The organism is Scytonema sp. UIC 10036 (genome assembly GCF_009725235.1).
Genome location: NZ_WJFC01000159.1, coordinates 1 through 17,440, shown reverse-complemented (window position 1 = coordinate 17,440; position 17,440 = coordinate 1). Strand labels below are relative to the sequence as shown.

General features: G+C 41.0%; 16 protein-coding genes. 1 reads left to right on the top strand and 15 read right to left on the bottom strand.

Annotation, left to right across the window (positions count from 1 at the left end):
* Positions 1–53: 53 nt before the first annotated feature.
* From F7734_RS65725 to F7734_RS44755, 5 genes are all read right to left on the bottom strand, one after another.
* Positions 54–182 (bottom strand): hypothetical protein, encoded by a 129-nt coding sequence (locus tag F7734_RS65725; RefSeq protein WP_279239828.1) that lies wholly within the window; start codon positions 180–182, stop codon positions 54–56.
* A gap of 166 nt (positions 183–348) precedes the next feature.
* Entirely contained in the window at positions 349–2,139 is a 1,791-nt protein-coding gene (locus F7734_RS44770) for an ABC transporter ATP-binding protein (protein ID WP_155750812.1), read from the bottom strand.
* Positions 2,140–2,563: 424 nt separating this feature from the next.
* Entirely contained in the window at positions 2,564–3,583 is a 1,020-nt protein-coding gene (locus F7734_RS44765; protein WP_166482530.1) for an ester cyclase, read from the bottom strand.
* 190 nt (positions 3,584–3,773) lie between these two features.
* Positions 3,774–4,412, bottom strand: coding sequence for a response regulator transcription factor (locus F7734_RS44760; RefSeq protein WP_155750810.1), 639 nt, complete (start codon positions 4,410–4,412; stop codon positions 3,774–3,776).
* Between the two features lie 112 nt (positions 4,413–4,524).
* Positions 4,525–5,697 carry a sensor histidine kinase gene (locus tag F7734_RS44755; protein ID WP_155750809.1) on the bottom strand — a complete coding sequence of 391 codons (1,173 nt, stop codon included), beginning with the start codon at positions 5,695–5,697 and terminating at the stop codon, positions 4,525–4,527.
* A 159-nt stretch (positions 5,698–5,856) separates the two neighbouring features.
* On the opposite strand from F7734_RS44755, the gene F7734_RS44750 reads away from it, so the two are divergent.
* Positions 5,857–6,810, top strand: coding sequence for a CPBP family intramembrane glutamic endopeptidase (locus F7734_RS44750; protein ID WP_243147414.1), 954 nt, complete (start codon positions 5,857–5,859; stop codon positions 6,808–6,810).
* Positions 6,811–6,835: 25 nt separating this feature from the next.
* Here the strand turns inward: F7734_RS44750 and F7734_RS44745 are convergent, their stop codons facing one another.
* From F7734_RS44745 to glf, 10 genes are all read right to left on the bottom strand, one after another.
* On the bottom strand, positions 6,836–7,114 hold the full coding sequence (locus tag F7734_RS44745) for a hypothetical protein (RefSeq protein WP_155750808.1): 279 nt from the start codon (positions 7,112–7,114) through the stop codon (positions 6,836–6,838).
* A 299-nt stretch (positions 7,115–7,413) separates the two neighbouring features.
* The gene (locus F7734_RS44740) at positions 7,414–8,577 is read right to left on the bottom strand and encodes a hypothetical protein (protein ID WP_155750807.1); all 1,164 of its coding nucleotides are present in this window, start codon (positions 8,575–8,577) and stop codon (positions 7,414–7,416) included.
* Between the two features lie 367 nt (positions 8,578–8,944).
* Positions 8,945–10,189: a glycosyltransferase family 1 protein gene (locus F7734_RS44735; RefSeq protein ID WP_155750806.1), complete on the bottom strand. Its 1,245-nt coding sequence runs from the start codon at positions 10,187–10,189 to the stop codon at positions 8,945–8,947.
* On the bottom strand, positions 10,190–10,957 hold the full coding sequence (locus F7734_RS44730) for a class I SAM-dependent methyltransferase (RefSeq protein WP_155750805.1): 768 nt from the start codon (positions 10,955–10,957) through the stop codon (positions 10,190–10,192).
* The gene (locus F7734_RS44725) at positions 10,954–12,078 is read right to left on the bottom strand and encodes a DegT/DnrJ/EryC1/StrS family aminotransferase (protein WP_155750804.1); all 1,125 of its coding nucleotides are present in this window, start codon (positions 12,076–12,078) and stop codon (positions 10,954–10,956) included. The genes F7734_RS44730 and F7734_RS44725 overlap by 4 nt, the downstream gene beginning before the upstream one ends.
* A 52-nt stretch (positions 12,079–12,130) precedes the next feature.
* Positions 12,131–12,574, bottom strand: coding sequence for a hypothetical protein (locus F7734_RS44720; protein WP_155750803.1), 444 nt, complete (start codon positions 12,572–12,574; stop codon positions 12,131–12,133).
* 55 nt (positions 12,575–12,629) lie between these two features.
* A complete protein-coding gene (locus F7734_RS44715) occupies positions 12,630–13,535 on the bottom strand; it encodes a hypothetical protein (protein WP_155750802.1) in 906 nt (301 codons plus the stop codon).
* A gap of 39 nt (positions 13,536–13,574) precedes the next feature.
* A complete protein-coding gene (locus F7734_RS44710; RefSeq protein ID WP_155750801.1) occupies positions 13,575–14,540 on the bottom strand; it encodes a glycosyltransferase family 2 protein in 966 nt (321 codons plus the stop codon).
* 184 nt (positions 14,541–14,724) lie between these two features.
* Positions 14,725–16,026: an ABC transporter ATP-binding protein gene (locus F7734_RS44700; RefSeq protein ID WP_166482531.1), complete on the bottom strand. Its 1,302-nt coding sequence runs from the start codon at positions 16,024–16,026 to the stop codon at positions 14,725–14,727.
* Positions 16,027–16,167: 141 nt separating this feature from the next.
* Positions 16,168–17,301, bottom strand: a complete 1,134-nt coding sequence (gene glf / locus F7734_RS44695; protein WP_155750800.1) for a UDP-galactopyranose mutase — start codon at positions 17,299–17,301, stop codon at positions 16,168–16,170.
* Positions 17,302–17,440: the final 139 nt, after the last annotated feature.

Genomic DNA, 17,440 nt, shown 5'->3' with positions numbered 1-17,440 from the left:
AACCACTGTACGAGCGCAAGGCCGCCGCGCTCCTACCAACCACTAACCAAAAGTCAATCTCTAGCTTCAATTGTTTCTGCTATTGCTAGACTAACTGTAGAAACCAACATGATAAAAATAATTGTTGCTAAATCTACTATTACAAAGAACTGAAGCGCGGTATCAAATGAGATGTAATGCATAATTGATAACCTTTTATGTAAAAGTCAAGTTTAATATGTCAGGGAGTGAGGAAAAGGTGCACCTTTACGAGCGAAAACTGCACCTTGCACTAGAAATGAAAGTCTCTTGCTTTCACCGAACACATCTATAAAGATAGATGGAAAAAATAAAGAACTTGTGGAGAGCTTATAAGGTTTGCAACGCATTTAGACGGGCATATAAGCCGTTTTTGTGTTCCATCAACTCATCATGTCTGCCAATTTCAACAATCCGCCCTCCATCCATGACAACAATTCGGTCAGCATTGCGGATTGTGGACAGGCGATGGGCAACGACAAAAGTTGTACGATTTTTCATCAGGTGTTCGAGTGCTTCTTGAATTAAGGCTTCTGATGCAGTGTCTACAGAAGCTGTTGCTTCATCTAAAATCAAGACTTTCGGATTGCGAACCAAGGCACGTGCGATCGCAAGGCGTTGGCGCTGTCCCCCTGATAGTTTTGTCCCGTTTTCACCAATAAGAGTATCCAGCCCTTGTGGTAATTTGGCAATAAATTCATAAGCGTTGGCATCAACAATTGCTTGGCGCAACTGCTCTTCGCTCACTCCAACCGAACCATAAAGAATATTTTCCCGTACAGTACCTTCAAAAAGAATAGTTTCTTGAGGAACTACTGAGACAAATTGCCGATAGGTTCTTAAGTCTAAAGAATCCATGTCTTCTCCGTCCAAGAAAATCTTGCCTTTTGTAGGTCGAAGAAAACCAATGACAAGATTGAGCAGGGTAGACTTTCCTCCGCCTGACGGTCCAACAATGGCAATTGTTTCTCCAGCATTGACTTTAAAACAAATATTATCAATTGCAGCGCGATCGCGATAGGAAAAACTCACATTATCAAAAGCAAAATCTCCCCTCACTTGTTGCACTATGGATTTTCCTTGATTTTTTTCTAAATCCGGACACTCTAAAATCTCACCCACCGAGCGCAAAGACTCAAAACCAGTGCCGATTTGTGGCAAAACAGCAAGTATCTGTAGGATGGAATTGGCCAGCGTGTCAAAATAACCAGTTAACAATATAACATCACCTGTAGTCACACCCATCTTTCCGGTATAAGCCATATAGGCAGCAGTTATCAGACACAAGGTATTGAATAGGCGAATAGTCACCCAACTACACGCACCAGTAAAGGCATTGATGCCATCTAACCGCATCGCCGCTTTTTTCACAGAATTCAAACGCTGTTGCGTCCGAAGGATTTCTGTTTCTTCAACTCCATGCGCCCGCGTCACCGGTACAAGCTTAATCATCTCGATTAAATGAGAAGACATCACCTCCTTTTGCTGGCGGAAATCATGATTGCAATTCCGAATTGGTTTTTTCAACACTTCTGCTAAAACCACAGATGTTGGAACTGTCGCCACAAAAAAGAGTAAAAACCAAGGAGCGCGAGTCGCAGTCACTGAAACAGCAACAAGAATAGTTAATATTGCTGAGGGTACAAATTGAAAAATATGATTGGCAAGAATTTGAATTTCTTCCACATCCCTCAAAAGTTTCGCTTGCAATGCTCCTGTCGTGCGTTGCTTGTAAAAGCCAATAGAGAGTTGTTGCAACTGACGTGTCAAAGCGTCCCGCAACCGCGTTTCCATGTTACGGGTCACTGCACTTAAGGTCATGATGTACAGATATTGCATGGGAATATTCTGTACGAGAGAGATAGCTAAAATAGCCCCATTTAACCACAGTTGTCCGAGGGTATGTTCTTGGGGACGAGAAATAATATCAATAATGTTAGCGATAACAACTGGTCGAATCCACTCTGGGCTGTATTTTATGATGTAGTACACCATTGCCAACACTAGCTTGCGCCAGTCGTGGCGATATAGGAGAAGGAGTGTTTTGAAAGGAGCATCACTGCGGTAGAAAGAGAGAGGCAACCTTTGAAGAGGTTGCAGGTTATATTTTCGTTTTTTCATAAAGGTATAAATTTAGCTACCTAGTGATAGCAAATCGAGAGCAATTTAGCTACTGTTTGGGAAAATTTTCAGTATTGCTCTAAGTATGATTTCTCTAGCAATCTAGTTTCAAATCCTTTTATAACAATATTTTCAAGGATAGAAGAGTTAAGATTCCGCTCTCCCAAACCTTGCTATATTGAGTAATAAATTCTACTAAAATTTCCGCAAAGACATCTTTTTAGAAAGTATTATATTATTTTATATATAGTATATATACGTAATAGCTCCGACAACTTAGTTAAGAAACCGCAGATGAACGCGGATGTACGCAGATGAACTTTTTTAAGTGCTGACCGAAGGACGTAGTATTATGTCCGGCAGCAGAACCATCATAAAAGTTTCTTAAATTCTTAGCTCCTTTGCGTCTCTGCGTGAGTTTTATTCAACGCTCAAACAAATCCACATCCATTTGCAGCATCAAATGCGGTATATCAATAAAAACCCAGTTCTCAATCAGTAACGATTTTTCCCGCCGCCACCAATCCATCACGCGCATGGTGACAGGACGGTTTGTCGCCGACACTCCTAAATACTCCCCTCTATGCGTAGCATAAACACTCGGCCATCCTGTCGAAGCTACAAATTTTCCATCGGCAATGCGAGCACGATGATTGCCACCCTGCCGATCTGGAAAAGCATGAAGGAATGGACGTTGATGGTTGCCCTCAAAGCCCTCAATCCCCCGTGCAGTACCGATACCACTAGGCCCGTACCACATCATATGCGGGTGCCAATAAAGTTCCATGCCCATACTCCTGATATCTGCACCGTCGAACCGACTCAAGCCTCCAAAAATCATCGCTTCTACTAGTTCGAGGCTGGCTTCTGTTTCGTGTAAAGGAGAGACAGTACGAAGCAAACCATCGTGGAACTGCGGTCCAGGTGACAGTCCTTCAATGCCACGACTGGGCGGCAGCACAAAGCAATTCGCTTGACGCATTAAATCGATGAAGTCGAGCAACACGTAGCATTCTACGATGCGGGAACCTTCCATACGGTAGAACTCGCCAAAACGCAATGTTGCAGCTTGTAATGTGGGGGAAATGCCGAACAGAGAGCGTTGGAACGTACCAACATAATGCCCTGTAACTGCAACCCAAACTGTCTCACAGTCTTCAATACGCGAGGTATTACCAATAAAGATGTCGCTACGTCTGTCAAGATCTGGCATTGCCGAGAGCAATGGTTGCCAAAGCTTCGGAAGGATATCGCTGCCAAGTACTTCATTCACGGGATGTGCTACGTGCCATTTACAGTCATGCGAGAAGAAAGTTGAGAGAGTAGCGAATAAATTGGAGACTGCTGAGGCACCATGTTGCCTTCCAGGAAGTTCCAAAAGTACTTGCCATACCACTTTCTTTGCCTCATCCACGCACACAGATTTGGAATCATCGAGCTTCATAAAAATCACCTCATGGTAAAAACAGACGCACACACACGCCTGCTTCCAGCTGATTATGCGTCTTGGATTCCTTGGTTTCATCCTTCGCAAGGATTCCTCTGTTAGGATTGCTAAAATGCGATCGCGGATACCGAAGAAAGGTAGACCACAGAAGGAAATATTATCAGTTTTAATACAAAAGCAAAGCAAGCTAATCAAGCAGATGTTGTTGTGCCCAAAGCACTGCTTGAACTCGATCGCGAACTCCTAACTGGTTAAAAATTTGAGAGACATAATTTCTAACAGTTCCTTCTGTTAAATAAAGTTCTCGAGCAATCTCTCGATTGTTTTTTCCCTGTCCCATTAATTTTAAGACTTCCTGTTCGCGTTGACTGAGCAAGTGGCAATATTTACTTTTTGAGTGCGAGAGGCTAGGTTTTAACTGCTGAACAATTTTGGGAGCAATAGTTGGTCCAAGGTGACAGTACCCCAAATAAACTGAACGAATTGCGAGCGCAATCTGTTCTATGGGTGTATGTTTCAATAAGTAACCTAACGCCCCTGCTTGTAAGGACTGCGAAACGTACTCATCATCATCAAACGTCGTTAGGACTAAAATCCTTATCCAAGGATACCGCAGAATAATTTCGCGAGTTGCTGTAACCCCATCACAAATTGGCATTCTTACATCCATCAAAGTTACATCAGGACGCAGGTGTTGAGTCAGGGCAATCGCCTCTTGTCCGTGACTTGCTTGTCCAACTACATGAAAATCTGCTTCAGCAGATAACAATGTGGCTAAGTCTTGCCGATATATATCTTGGTCATCTACAACTAATAGGCGAATCATAACAGGATATGTATTATACAGTGACTAGCCCTAGCATAAACAATCTTAGTCGTAGGGGCGCTCTTGCCTTGCGCCCCTACAAACGGTGTGGTTCATTTAGGTGAAAACTGCTTTAATTTGGAATTCTTATGTGAATTTGCGTACCTAAGTTTGGCGCACTATGAATAGTTAACTTCCCGCCTAGCAGTTGGACTCGTTCTTCAATTCCTCGCAATCCAAAACCAAAATGAGTTTGTTCGGGATTGAACCCTTGACCATCATCTTCTAATTTCAAAAGAATGCCTTCTGGTTGAGACAAACCCCAGAAACAAACTTGAGAGGCACGACCATGTTTTTGAGTATTAATGAGTGCTTCTTTGACGATGTAATAAATATGGTAGCTAATTTGCAATGGTAATTTTGGTAAGTTAATCTCCCATTGAACGCTCAAAGCCCGATCGTACCGAAGTTGTTCGACTAAGGTTGTTAGAGCTTGATTGAGGTCAAAGTCAGATTGTCGCATCGTTTTGAGTGATTGATTGACTTCTTCAATGCATTGATTGGCAAGAAATTTAGCCATATCTATGGTTTGGCTAACTTGAACTATATCATTTTGCCGCAGTTGCTGTTGCGCTACAGCTAAGCGACTGTTGAGGTTTGTTAGACTATGCCCCAGAGAGTCATGAATGTCACGCGCAATTTCAGTACGTTCGAGTGTCCGAGAGAGCGTTTCTACTTGCTCGGCTAAGTTTTCTGCACGTTTTCGGCTTTTTTGTTCTGCAATGACTATGAAGCTAAAAGCAATAATAAAGGTCGTGACAACGAGATTATCTGATAAATACCGCAAGATGATATGTTGGAGTTGTTGGCGCTCGCTTAAATTAGCACACAAGCCCAAACTCAACCGAGCAGCTTCAGGTAGCGACCAAACAAATACGAATACTCCTACAATTATGGTTAAGGCAACAGTCATTATCAGAAATTTACGATTGAGCAAAAAGCAGCTTTTAGCAATGTAAAAATATAAAAATAACTCAATTCCAATTCCTATAAATCTTATAAATAATGCTAATATAATCCCTGAAATTACATAGATTTGCCTTTGCCAAAGCGGACGGTTAATTGGAAAGATTAAACTTAACAATGTATATGCTACAAGACACAAAATCACCTGTAGAGACGTAGTCGCTGAGATTTGAAACGTTCCATCTAGTATAAATCCTAAACTCACTCCCAAAATCATTATCCACTCGATGTAACGCAAAATTAAGCGGAAGGATGGAGTAGTAGTTATACCCAGCTTCATAGTAAGAGTAACAAAGATTGAAGGATACTAAAACCACAGTAAGCGATTTTGCTTAAGTTCTTATATGACATTTGTCATGTGAATTCATGACAGCACTCATGGTATCTAAAAACTTCATCTTGCTACGGTGTTGACTAAGTACACTGACTTTGTAAAGATATGAAAAAACTTTACGCTCTTGAAAAGAATATTCAACACCATCCACTGACGTGGTTTTATATAATTTCCATTTTGATTGTGGTAGCTACTCTTTTAATTTCTATACTGATAGGGGCTGACGCTGGACTCATGAAGGCTTTTGAGAAAGCTGGATTGCAATTCAATACCGATCTTGTCACTGCTGTTCGGGTTATATTAGCAGCACCCGAAGCCTCTTTTGGAGTTGTGCTTTCTCTTGTATCAGTTGCATCAGTTGATATTACTGTTTTGGTTGTTGTCAAAATAGCCTACGGACAAAAAGGTTTGGCAGACCTCAAAAATCGCTTTCGTTTTGGGAAAAAGGGAATGAAATGGCAACATACTATCTCAGTTTGGGGAACCTGTCTGTTCACTTTTAGTGCTATGAATTTAGCAACTGGTGCATTGAATCAGATTGTTCTTGCTCCTGGTGACTTTACGTGGAATGTTAACTTATTTTCCAGTGACTTTTTGGTTGGCTTTTTGATTGCTATGTTTCTAGATGCTGGTGCAGTCTTTGAAGAAAATGGTTGGCGAGGATTCACCCTACCTTTACTGCAAAGCCGCTTCAATCCCCTAAAAGCTTCCATTGTACTGGGACTCATGTGGTTTGGATGGCATATTCCTGTAAAATTTGACATCTTCTTCTATGGATTTGAAAATGCCCTAAAACTTTTTTTCATTCTAATGATTAAGTTTGTCTTACTTTCCATCATCATGACGTTTTTCTTTAATCAAGTTGGAGGCATGACAATTATTGCGATCGCCATGCACGGTATCTCAAATGATTCTGTTAGATTGGCTGGTGAAATCTTATCAGATAGCTATACAGTTTATCTATTAACAGAAATTCATTTGGTCATTCCTATGTTAATAGTGGCAATAGGCTTGGTTTTGAAAACAAAGGGACGGCTTGGTTTAACACCTGACCAGTAACCAGTAAGCAGTTACTGGTCACCGATTACTGATTTTTGTTAACACGCCATAGAAGAATGTTTAATTCCTCGCAGTAACATCCCGAACCGAGAGTTTCGATTTCGCGATCGCATATCCAATTGTAAATTTTTCGCGCTCTTGCTAGTGCTACATTCGTGGATGGGTATATGCGAGGGCTGGGACAAAATACCTCTCCGTTAATGTGTATTGCTGCTATTTGCCAGTAGTCGCTTTTCTCGCCTTCAGGAATAATTTCTACAAATCCGTCTTTGAATGGTTCAATAATTCCCATGCTATCGTGCATATCACTTTTTCTTGAAGAGCAGGTTGTTTTTTTGAAGCTTCTACCTCTACTTTACACACTGCTTTTCACGAATTCAGTATCTGAAGATAGCCAATCAAAAAACTGGCAGGATGCCTATATAGTCCACTCTTTTCTCTGTGCTCTCAGCGCCTGGAGCGGTTTCAAAGTAATTTATTTAACCACTCCAGGCGCAGAGTACGCAGACCCTCGCCATAGTGGAGGCGGAGCCTCCTGTATGGCATTCCCAGGCAGAGCCTGGGAACGAGGTGACAGCCCACTCTACTGGTCACTGGTCACTGTTAATTTCCAATAGGTGGTGCCAACGCTTGGCGGGGTATACCACCTCCACCAATGTTGTTTGATGCGTTGTTGTCCACAACTTTTAAAGCACCAATAATTTTTGTCATGTCAGCTTGGAGGTCTTTATCATCGTTGAAGTGACGTCCCGTGACTTTTTCATATTCTTCTTCGGCTTCTCTGTCCAAGCAGATGTAGTTAAAATCCCAGCCTGAATCGTCAACGATGTAAGTTCCATAGTCTTGCATTGCCTGGAAAATCTTTTTGCCTGCTTTGGTGGTCAGTCCCAAGCTTTCTGCTGAGACATGAGGTGGAACAGCTAACAAAGAACCCATCACTAGCGCTGGGTTAGAGCCTTTGTACTGATTGGATGCATAGGCATCAGCAACACGAGCTGGCCAGCGGTAACCTGGGGTAGGTGATGAGGCATTGTAGTGCAACCACTTGCCCCAAATCACTAGCTTGAGTGCGTGACGAATAGGATTTTCGCCTAGTAACTCGCCTTTACGAATACTACCACCAACGCTGGACATTGCCGAGCCACCATGTCCACCACCAAGGCCATCGCCATAGATATCTTGCTCTCCAAACCAGTAGCCGTAAAGAGGACCACCCTTTTCACATCGCGTGGTCACGTTAAACGACACTAAAGTTCTGCCATCTGGTTTCAAAAATGCTGAGGAGTGGTTTGGAGTGAAACCCGGTCTTGCATCTGGAATGATTAAATCGTGAGGAACCCTCAATTGCTCTCCAGCTTTGGGATGCCACTGCGCCTGTTCCTGGGGTACAGTGCCAGTGCAGCGATTTTTGTCCCAACCACCTACCATATAGACATTTTGCAATTGGTCAGTCTCTTTGGTCACAACAAACCAGTCAGTGTCAACTCCAGCCCCCTTTGAACCAATATTGGCATCAACATAATTCGCATTCGAGCCAATTGGTACATTCCAAATACTGTCACATGCGAAGGGCCAGGAGTGCTTGTCTCGTGGTTGACCGGGACCGCAGTTAGTGTTTGGGGTCGCTGGGGTTGCTTGGGCGGTGAAATTCTTGTTACCTTCTCTCACGCTCAAGCTTGATGAATTTTGAGTATTAAAGCTAATTGCGGTGTTGCTATTCAGTGCATAGCTAATGGCGGTAACGGTAATAGGGTCGAAAATAATCATTTGCCTCTTTTACTGAACTCATGGTTTGTTGAAACTCACACTTGGTGAATTCTCATAATCCAAATGTGGTAGAGGCTACACCCTGAACAATGAATTTGACAGGATATAGGCGCTGTACAAATCAGCCTAAGTCAGACAAACAATACTAATTGTTTGCTACAGAGAACACAGCACCACTCGCCTAACTGGTATAGATTAAAGGTGAACGACTGCGATCGCAACCGTAATTACCGATGTAAATAAAAATTTGAAGTTTAAATTTGAAATTATCAACTTCTCAAATCCTTTTCTAATAAGCTTTTCAGCACATAAACATCTTTTAAACTTTTTTTAAAGAAAAACCAAAAAATAATCTAGATGTTTTAAATTAGAACATCGGTAGCGTGCTACTCCAGCAGTGTCGAATAGCCTCAAATTCGTCTAAGATAGAAAAAATACCTTTGACATAATCTTCCGTAGTCCACTGAGTCGCTCGTATCAATCCGCGTTGTATGAGGGTTTGACGCAGGTTGTTGTCATCCCAAATAGATTTGATAGCTAAAGCAATTTGTTCTGTGTTAGTTGGTGCGACTAACAAAGCCGTATCTCCTAGCTGTTCTTCTGCCCCAGATACATTTGAGGCTACTACCGGGCACGAGAGCGCAAAAGCTTCTATTGGAGGTAAGTTATCAGGACCGAAAAATGTCATGAACGTCAGTGCAAATGCTTTGCGGTAGAGAGCAACTAAGTGTTCTTGCGGAACGAAGCCTAGAAAATGTACTTGTTGAGACAGGTCTAGTTCAATCACTTTCTGCTTAATATATGGCTGGTTTCCTTTATCGGAACCAACAAAGACTACTGGGAAATTTAAGTTATATTTATCACGCAGCAATTTGACTGCTAACAGCAAGTTAACATGGTTTTTATGCGGCCAAAATTGAGCTGGGTAAAACAAATAATTATCGGGAATGTTATACTTTTTTAAAATTTCTTCATCATTGCTTGGGAGAGAATTTAATGTAAAGAGGGGTGTAGGAAGAGGCAAAACTTTAATTCTTGCTGCTGGTACTTGGTAAAATTTTTCGATTTCTGCTTTACCTGTCTGCGTTCCTGTAAGAATGTAGGAAGCTCGTTTTAACATTGTCGTATATTTCTTTTCCCGTTCTTCCCACTCTCCTGCTAGACTAACTTCTGGAAAATAGGGTTGTATTTGATGTTGTAAATCCCAAACTATAGTAATATAGGGTAATTCCATCGTCGGGCATGAAGGTGACAGAGATAAGGTTATATCAATGCCATTTTTTGTTAAAGAATCTAAGATAAACTTTTCACCGACTTCAAGATAAAATTGGTTTTGCGTCCGATCTAATCTTGCGATCGCAGATGAGACTTCGGACATTTTAGAAAGTAACCGCTCTTTTAAAGTGCGCTTTTTAAAAGCACTAGGTAGAGAAATCACTTGAATATAGGGGGATGATATGTGTTTGGGAATTGTCTGAGTAAAGGTATATAATGTAAATTGGTGATAACTGCTAGGTGATAGCTTTAATAAAGCTTCAAGGACTTGGCTTTCAAATGTGTAACCCCCACCTAGTTCTGGAATTTGAGTCCCAACAAATATACCAACTTTCATCTAAATTCTCACTACAAAGTAAACTCCCCAAGTATCAAATCCTGGTTCTCGATCGCTCATCCACTCCCGATATTCGAGTAACTCCATCTGAAATTGCTGCAGTAGCAACTCTATTTCTGGCTTAAACAAATAACGCATACAGTGAGTTTCCTGTAGTTCTTCAAGCACACCGCTGTTTTTATCCTTGATGAAAATTTGATAGTTAACATCCACCAAATTCTCATTAGCATACATTACAGGTTCAGCAATTCTGGTAATTGTGACTTCTTCATCCTCTAGTCGTTTAATCCGAGTAGTGGGACGATCGCTTAACACAGCAGGGCCGTACCAAGCATCAAAAATAAACACTCCTCCAGGCTTGAGATGAGATTTGACTGTAGCAAAAGTTGCTTGGAGTGCTTTATTGGTTGTTTGATAGCTTACCACATGAAACAGCGAAACGATCGCATCAAACTGCTGCTTCGTGCGAAACAAACGTATATCTCCTTGGGAAAATTTTAATCTTGAAGCTATGTCTAAAGGTAGTTGTGCAAGACGAGATTGCGATATCTCTAGCATTTGTGTACTGATATCCACGCCATGAACCTGATACCCCTCTTTTGCTAGGAGGACAGCATGGAGCCCCGTACCACAACCTAACTCCAAAATAGAGATCGCATCAGATGCATGAATTTGCAGTAACTGACGAATAAATTGGGCTTCTCCAACGTAGTCTTTATCACGGTAGAGTAAATCGTAGTAACGAGCGTAGTTACCAAATACATTCATGTCAAAATCTCCTTAAGGGATTTTGCTACCTGAGAAATCTGTTCATCTGTTAGTGCCATTCCACTAGGAATATACATCCCACGACGGGCTATCTTTTCTGAAACAGGGCAAGACACGCCATCAAATAATCCCATGTTTCGGAACACGGGCTGCTCGTGCATGGGCCAGAAAAAAGGACGAGTCCCAATTTTTAACTGAGCTAAGCGTCGCATTGCTTCCTCAGCATCAAAAGGTACTTCATTTTTTAAAACAACACCATATACCCAATAGATGTTGTCTGCATAGCCTGTTTGTGGTAAGGGAAGTTGTAAACCAGGTACATCTGATAAGAGTTCCGTGTAGCGTTGTCCGATGTACCTTTTACGAACAACAAATTCGTCCAATCGCTCTAATTGAGCAACTCCAAGCGCTGCTTGTAAATTTGTCATCCGCATATTCCAACCTAATTCTTCATGGACAAAACGTTTTTGGGGTTGGAAACACAAATTGCGTAAAGAACGACAGCGCTGTGCTAGGCGATCGTCATCGGTCAGTAGCATTCCTCCCTCACCAGTTGTGATATGCTTGTTCGGGTAGAAACTGAATGTACTGATAGCACCGAAACTGCCGCAGGGTTGTCCTTTATAGGTTTGACCGTGCATTTCTGCTGCATCTTCAATGACTTGCAGCCCGTATTTGTCAGCTAATGCTAACAATGGTTCCATATCTACAGGAAGCCCGTAGATGTGAACCACCATTAAAGCTTTTGTTTTTGCGGTAATTTTGTCCTCAATCTGGCTGACATCCATATTCCAGGTATCGGGGTCACAGTCTACCACAACAGGGACAGCACCACTGCGGGCGATCGCAGCTGCACAAGAAATAATTGTAAACGTAGGTAAAATGACCTCATCGCCCGGTTGAATTTCCAGTGCTGCAACTGCGGCGTCAAGAGCAACAGAACCATTGCTGACAGCTATACCATACTTGCGCCCCATACGAGCGGCAAATTGTTCTTCAAATTTTTTGACAAATGGTCCCTCAGAAGAAATCCACCCGGTTTCAATGCATTCCAATAAGTACTTCTTTTCGTTACCATCTAGTAGTGGTTGGTTAACTGGAATTGGCTCTATGTTTGTCATTGGTCATTTGTCAAAAGTCATTTGTCAAAAGTCATTTGTCAAAAGTCATTTGTCATTGGTTTGCTAGCTGAACTATTTTAGTCTCTGTAGAAGCGATCCCGCTAAATCTGGTTTTGTCTTGCTCGCCGACATAGGGACCTTGTTTGACTTCTATCATTTCAATTTCTTCTAACACCTCAAAACCATGACCACCAGCCACTAAAAGAATAACATCTCCAGATTCTAAGATGCGGCTTTCTAGATATTGCTGCTGTGTATTGTAAAAGTCTACACGCAGCTTACCTTTTTTGATAAATAAGACTTCCTGAGTGTATTGCACTTCACGGGTTACGGGGTTGTGGACATGGGGTTCGATGACTTTACCCACCGGATGGCGCATATACGCCAACTGCTGAGATAGTTCGTTCGGCGTGAAAAAGTGAATTCCTGGCTTGTTAAAATCACGAGAAATAATCAGAGCTAGGAGTTCATTATGGTAACGAATTTCTTCAAGCATGGCCAACTAACCTCATTAATCTAATTGTTTATTGTGGGAAAACAGACTTCATTTTCTATTTAGCTTCTAATAATTTGTTATTTTCATCTCTATCCTTACCCCAACCATCTACATACTTTGTTCTATCTACTCGACCAAAGATAATTTTGTCTAACTTTTCAGCCATTTTTTTTGTAATAGTGTCGCGGTTGCCAAACAGCCCATTCTTCCGAAGAATCTGTAACTGACGATAAATGGCAACATTTGTTTCATCAATGGCTACATTTTTACTGAATGCACCATAGTGAATAAAGCAGGGCTGATATTTAAAATCTAAAACCTCTAAATCAAACCCGTAAATATCCTTAAGAGTCTTTTGAAAGTAAGCAGTTTCATCCCAAGCATTACGTCGGACTGTTCCAGAAACTATTTCTTCATAGTACGCATGAGAGACATTACACTGTAGCGCTTTTTGCTTGTAAATACAAAACCAAGTATTCCAACGTTCATTTAGACAGATAACTTCATCAGAATAAGAATCATAGCATTCAGGATTGGTTGGATAATAGTCAGTTGAAATTGCAACTAAATTAGGGTTTCTCTCCAGTTGCTCCAACATCACTGGAATGAATTTTGTATTTAAAATTTCAAAATCGGCATCTACAGTTGCATGATACGGCGTTTCAATTTTCTTTAATTCTCTATCCCAAATAGTTGCACATTTTTCAAACGGTCCTTCCAATTTAGGATCGATTGGTTTTTTATCATCAGTTTGCCATTCATTTTCTACAATTTCTACAAATTCAAATTTCCGCCAAGAAGAAAAATACTTTTTTTTAAGAGCCGAACTCACCCAATTAGAATATACGCGTAGTTTAAACGGAATCCCCTTTACCTTGGCATAGCTTCTGACTGCATAATCCGCAATAACTACATCGCGATCGGTCACAATCATAAAGAATGTAATTTTAGTGTTATTCATCCAATTATTTCTCCTTTCTAATAATTTGCTATAGTTTAGTTAATTGCACAACCAGTTTTGTCGCAGAACTAATTTTTGAAAGTCGCGATCGAATATTAATCGAAAAATATATTTAATTTGAGATTGGCTTCTAGCAGCATTGAGTTTAATATCTAAAGCAGACGGAGCGTTTCGTTTCTGAGTTAGTAGGGATTTTAGCCAAAACTTATTCTTGACTGCAATTTGAACAACGTGCGTTAGAAGATGAAGCCGATTTGGAATTGCTTTGTGATAGTAGGAATACATATCACAAGCTCCTTCATTAGCTACACGACGACAGAAGTAATCAACTGTCATGCGTGATGGTGGAATATGATGATGAACGATCGCATCTGGTACATAACCAACTAGCAAATTATCTTTCCATAGCTTGCGATTAAGCCCGCTTTCTCCATCTCCCAACCAAATATCACCAAAGCTTTCTGGATTAAAGCCGCCCATCTTGAATAACACATCTCGCCGAATTGCCATATTGACTCCAAAGAAAAACCCTTGGGGATCGAGACGAAATTCAGCATAAGGTTCCATAAGACTCAGTATGGTGAACATCTTAGAATCTCCCATGTACTCTAGCAACCACTGCGGAGGAGGTGCTTCCCAGACAGGGCGCACTGGACCACCTGCAGCTACCATTTCTGGATGTTCTGAGAAAGCTTGAGCATAACTCAGGAGCCAGTTTGCATCAAAGGTAGCATCATCATCTGTGAAAACTAAAACATCACCTTTTGCTGCATTTGCACCAGCGTGGCGAGCATTGTGTAATCCAAGTTGAGGTTCAGAAACGTACTTAACAAGTACTTTTGCCGTTTGATTAAAGTCTGCTACCATACTTTCAATTTTTAGGTCAGCAGCGTTATCAACAACCAAGAGTTCAAAGCTTTTTAGTGTTTGCTCTTGCAGACTTTTAAGAGCTTGTAAGAGGAGATGCGATCGATTATAAGTTGGAATAATCACTGAAATTTGCATTGTTCTTGATTTAGATATAAATATTTTATAACTCTGCAATTTCTGACAATTTGCGCTCGACAAGCTCCTGAATAACTATCTTTTCACAATTCTTTGGATTTATATCATATCTTCTGATGTTTAAGATAAGTTTATAAGATTCCCTATTAGTCTAGAACCCCGACTTCTTTAAGAAGTCGGGGTTCTAGAGAATTCGGGGAGCGTGTAGGGCAGACCATTCAGCTTTTGCTAAAATCTTGCAACTATTTGGCAATCCTGGGTTTCCAGTTCCGAAAAAGTCTCCTCCTTCTACCTTAATAGATGCTGCATCGTCAACCCAATCTAATATTTCTTGCTCGCCATGAGAAAGAAATATCAAAAAGTGGTAAGAACCATTAGCTAGTGGTAAATTATTGACCTTACATCTGACATAACCTGCATCAGGTTCTACAGTTATATTATCATTGGTAAAATTAGTCCGAAACAATAAAATCGTGTTCCCTTTCTCATCTAAAAAATCAAAGCTAAAAACAACATTACTCAGAGGGTGTCCTGTATTATTGAGGTAGCCAACTTCAAAATAATAATCTTTACCGGACTGTAAGGTATTAACTTCATTCTCTTCTGCATCTAAAACTTTGAAGCTAATTGCTTTCACTTTACCAGAACCTCTGCGATCTGTTCGTTCAGCTAGAGAAGTTTCATGCATGAGTTTGTGCGTTTTTTCTAAATAAGCGCTAATTGCCTCCTGTGCTCCGGTGTCTACATATAGTTTACCTGACTCAAGCACGATCCCTCGATTGCAAAGCGACTCCACCGCATTCATACTATGGCTAACAAATAAAACTGTCCTTCCCTCCTTAGCTGATACATCCTCCATTTTTCCCAAACACTTCTTTTGAAATTGTGTATCTCCGACTGCTAGCACTTCATCTACAATAAGTATTTCTGGTTCTAGATGGGCTGCAACTGCAAACGCCAATCGCACGTACATTCCCGATGAATAACGTTTAACTGGCGTATCTAAAAACTTTTCAACTTCTGCAAAGGCAACAATTTCATCAAACTTATGTTGAATTTCTGCCTTGCTCATTCCCAGGATTGCTCCGTTCAAAAAAATATTTTCTTTACCTGTTAGTTCTGGATGAAAACCCGTTCCAACCTCCAATAAACTAGCAACTCGACCTTTAACTCGGATAGTTCCTTGTGTCGGTTCTGTAATCCGACTCAAAATTTTTAGGAGTGTTGATTTTCCTGCACCATTTCGACCTATGATACCAATGCGATCGCCCTGGTTAATTTCAAAGGACACATCCTTCAAAGCCCAAAACTCCTCGCGGGCTAAATCAAACGTCTCCTTTTTCGAGGGTTTCAAAAATTTTTGACTCAGTGCTCTTGCTCCATTAGCAATCAAATCACGGAAAGTCTTGTACTGAGTTCCCTCGTGCTGGTGACTCAGAATATACTTTTTGCCCAGGTTTTCAACTCGAATCACCTTGTCAGACACCAGCGCTACTTCCTCCTTCTTTGGAATTAAGGCATTCAACACCTCTAAAGAGAGATAGCAATTTGATAGTCAAAAATACTATATTTCATAATTTCAAACAAATCGTTAAATTCATCCTTCAATTTTGCATCGTGTTATTGACTATTCCTGCATAGGATTAGCCACCTCTTTCTCAAACAAGCTTAAGGCTCGTAATGCGGCTTGATCCATGTCATAGTACTTGTATTCGGCAAGTCGTCCGGCAAAAATGACTGTACCTTTGAGCTTCTGAACTTCTTTGAGATAGAGATCGTAACGCTCGCGGTTTTCCTCACGCGGAATAGGGTAGTAAGGATCGTTTTTACCAGGTACGTAAGCTTGAGGGTACTCCATAACCAATGTCGTCTTGGGTGAAGTTTGCCCCGATAAATACTTTTGCTCGGTAATACGTGTGATATCGTAGTCGTTAGGGTAGTTAACTGTACCGACTTCTTGGTAATGCTCTTGGTCTAGTGTTTCAAAATGAAAGCGCAAGCTGCGGTAAGGTAGCTCACCATACATATAATCAAAGAAGGTATCAATGGGACCAGTGTAAACCATCCGGTTGAATTTGATGTCGTTGATAACTTCTCGATAGTCTGCATTTAAAAGTACTTTGATGTTGGGGTGAGCCAGCATCCGGCGGAACATTTCCGTGTAGCCGTGCTTTGGCATTGCTTGGTATGGATCTTGGAAGTAGCGATTGTCGCGGCTGATGTAAACTGGAACGCGCCCTGTGACTCCGCGATCGAGATCCTCTGGTTTTAGTTCCCACTGCTTAGCTGTATAACGGACAAAGACATTTTCATAAATGTAGTTAGCGAGAAACTCCAAATCTCCAACAGCAGTTTCCCGCAACTTCAGAATTGGCACTTTCACTCCAAAACCAAAGTGTTCTAAAAGCTGTTCCTCTAACTTTTCAGCGTAGCGGGGAGGAAAGAGAGCGTAGATTGTATTTAAATTAAATGGTAAAGGAACTTTCTTACCTTCCACTACAGCAAGTACGTGGTGGTAATAAGGTCGCCATTCAGTAAACTGGGATAAGTAATCCCAGACTTTCTTCGATTTAGTGTGGAAAATATGAGGACCGTATTTGTGTACCAAAATGCCATGTTCGTTGTAATAGTCATAGGCATTTCCACCGATATGGTCTCGTTTTTCTACAATTAGTACTTGTTGTCCTAACTCGTTGGCAATTCTTTCAGCAAGAACGCATGCAGAATATCCAGCCCCTACAATCAGCCAATCCACTCTCATCACATTTCTCCTTATCTAAAATTAATTAATCCAAAATCCAAAATCTAAAATCCAAAATCCAAAATCTAAAATCTAAAATCCAAAATCTAAAATCCAAAATCTAAAATCAAAAATCCAAAATCCAAAATCAAAAATCCAA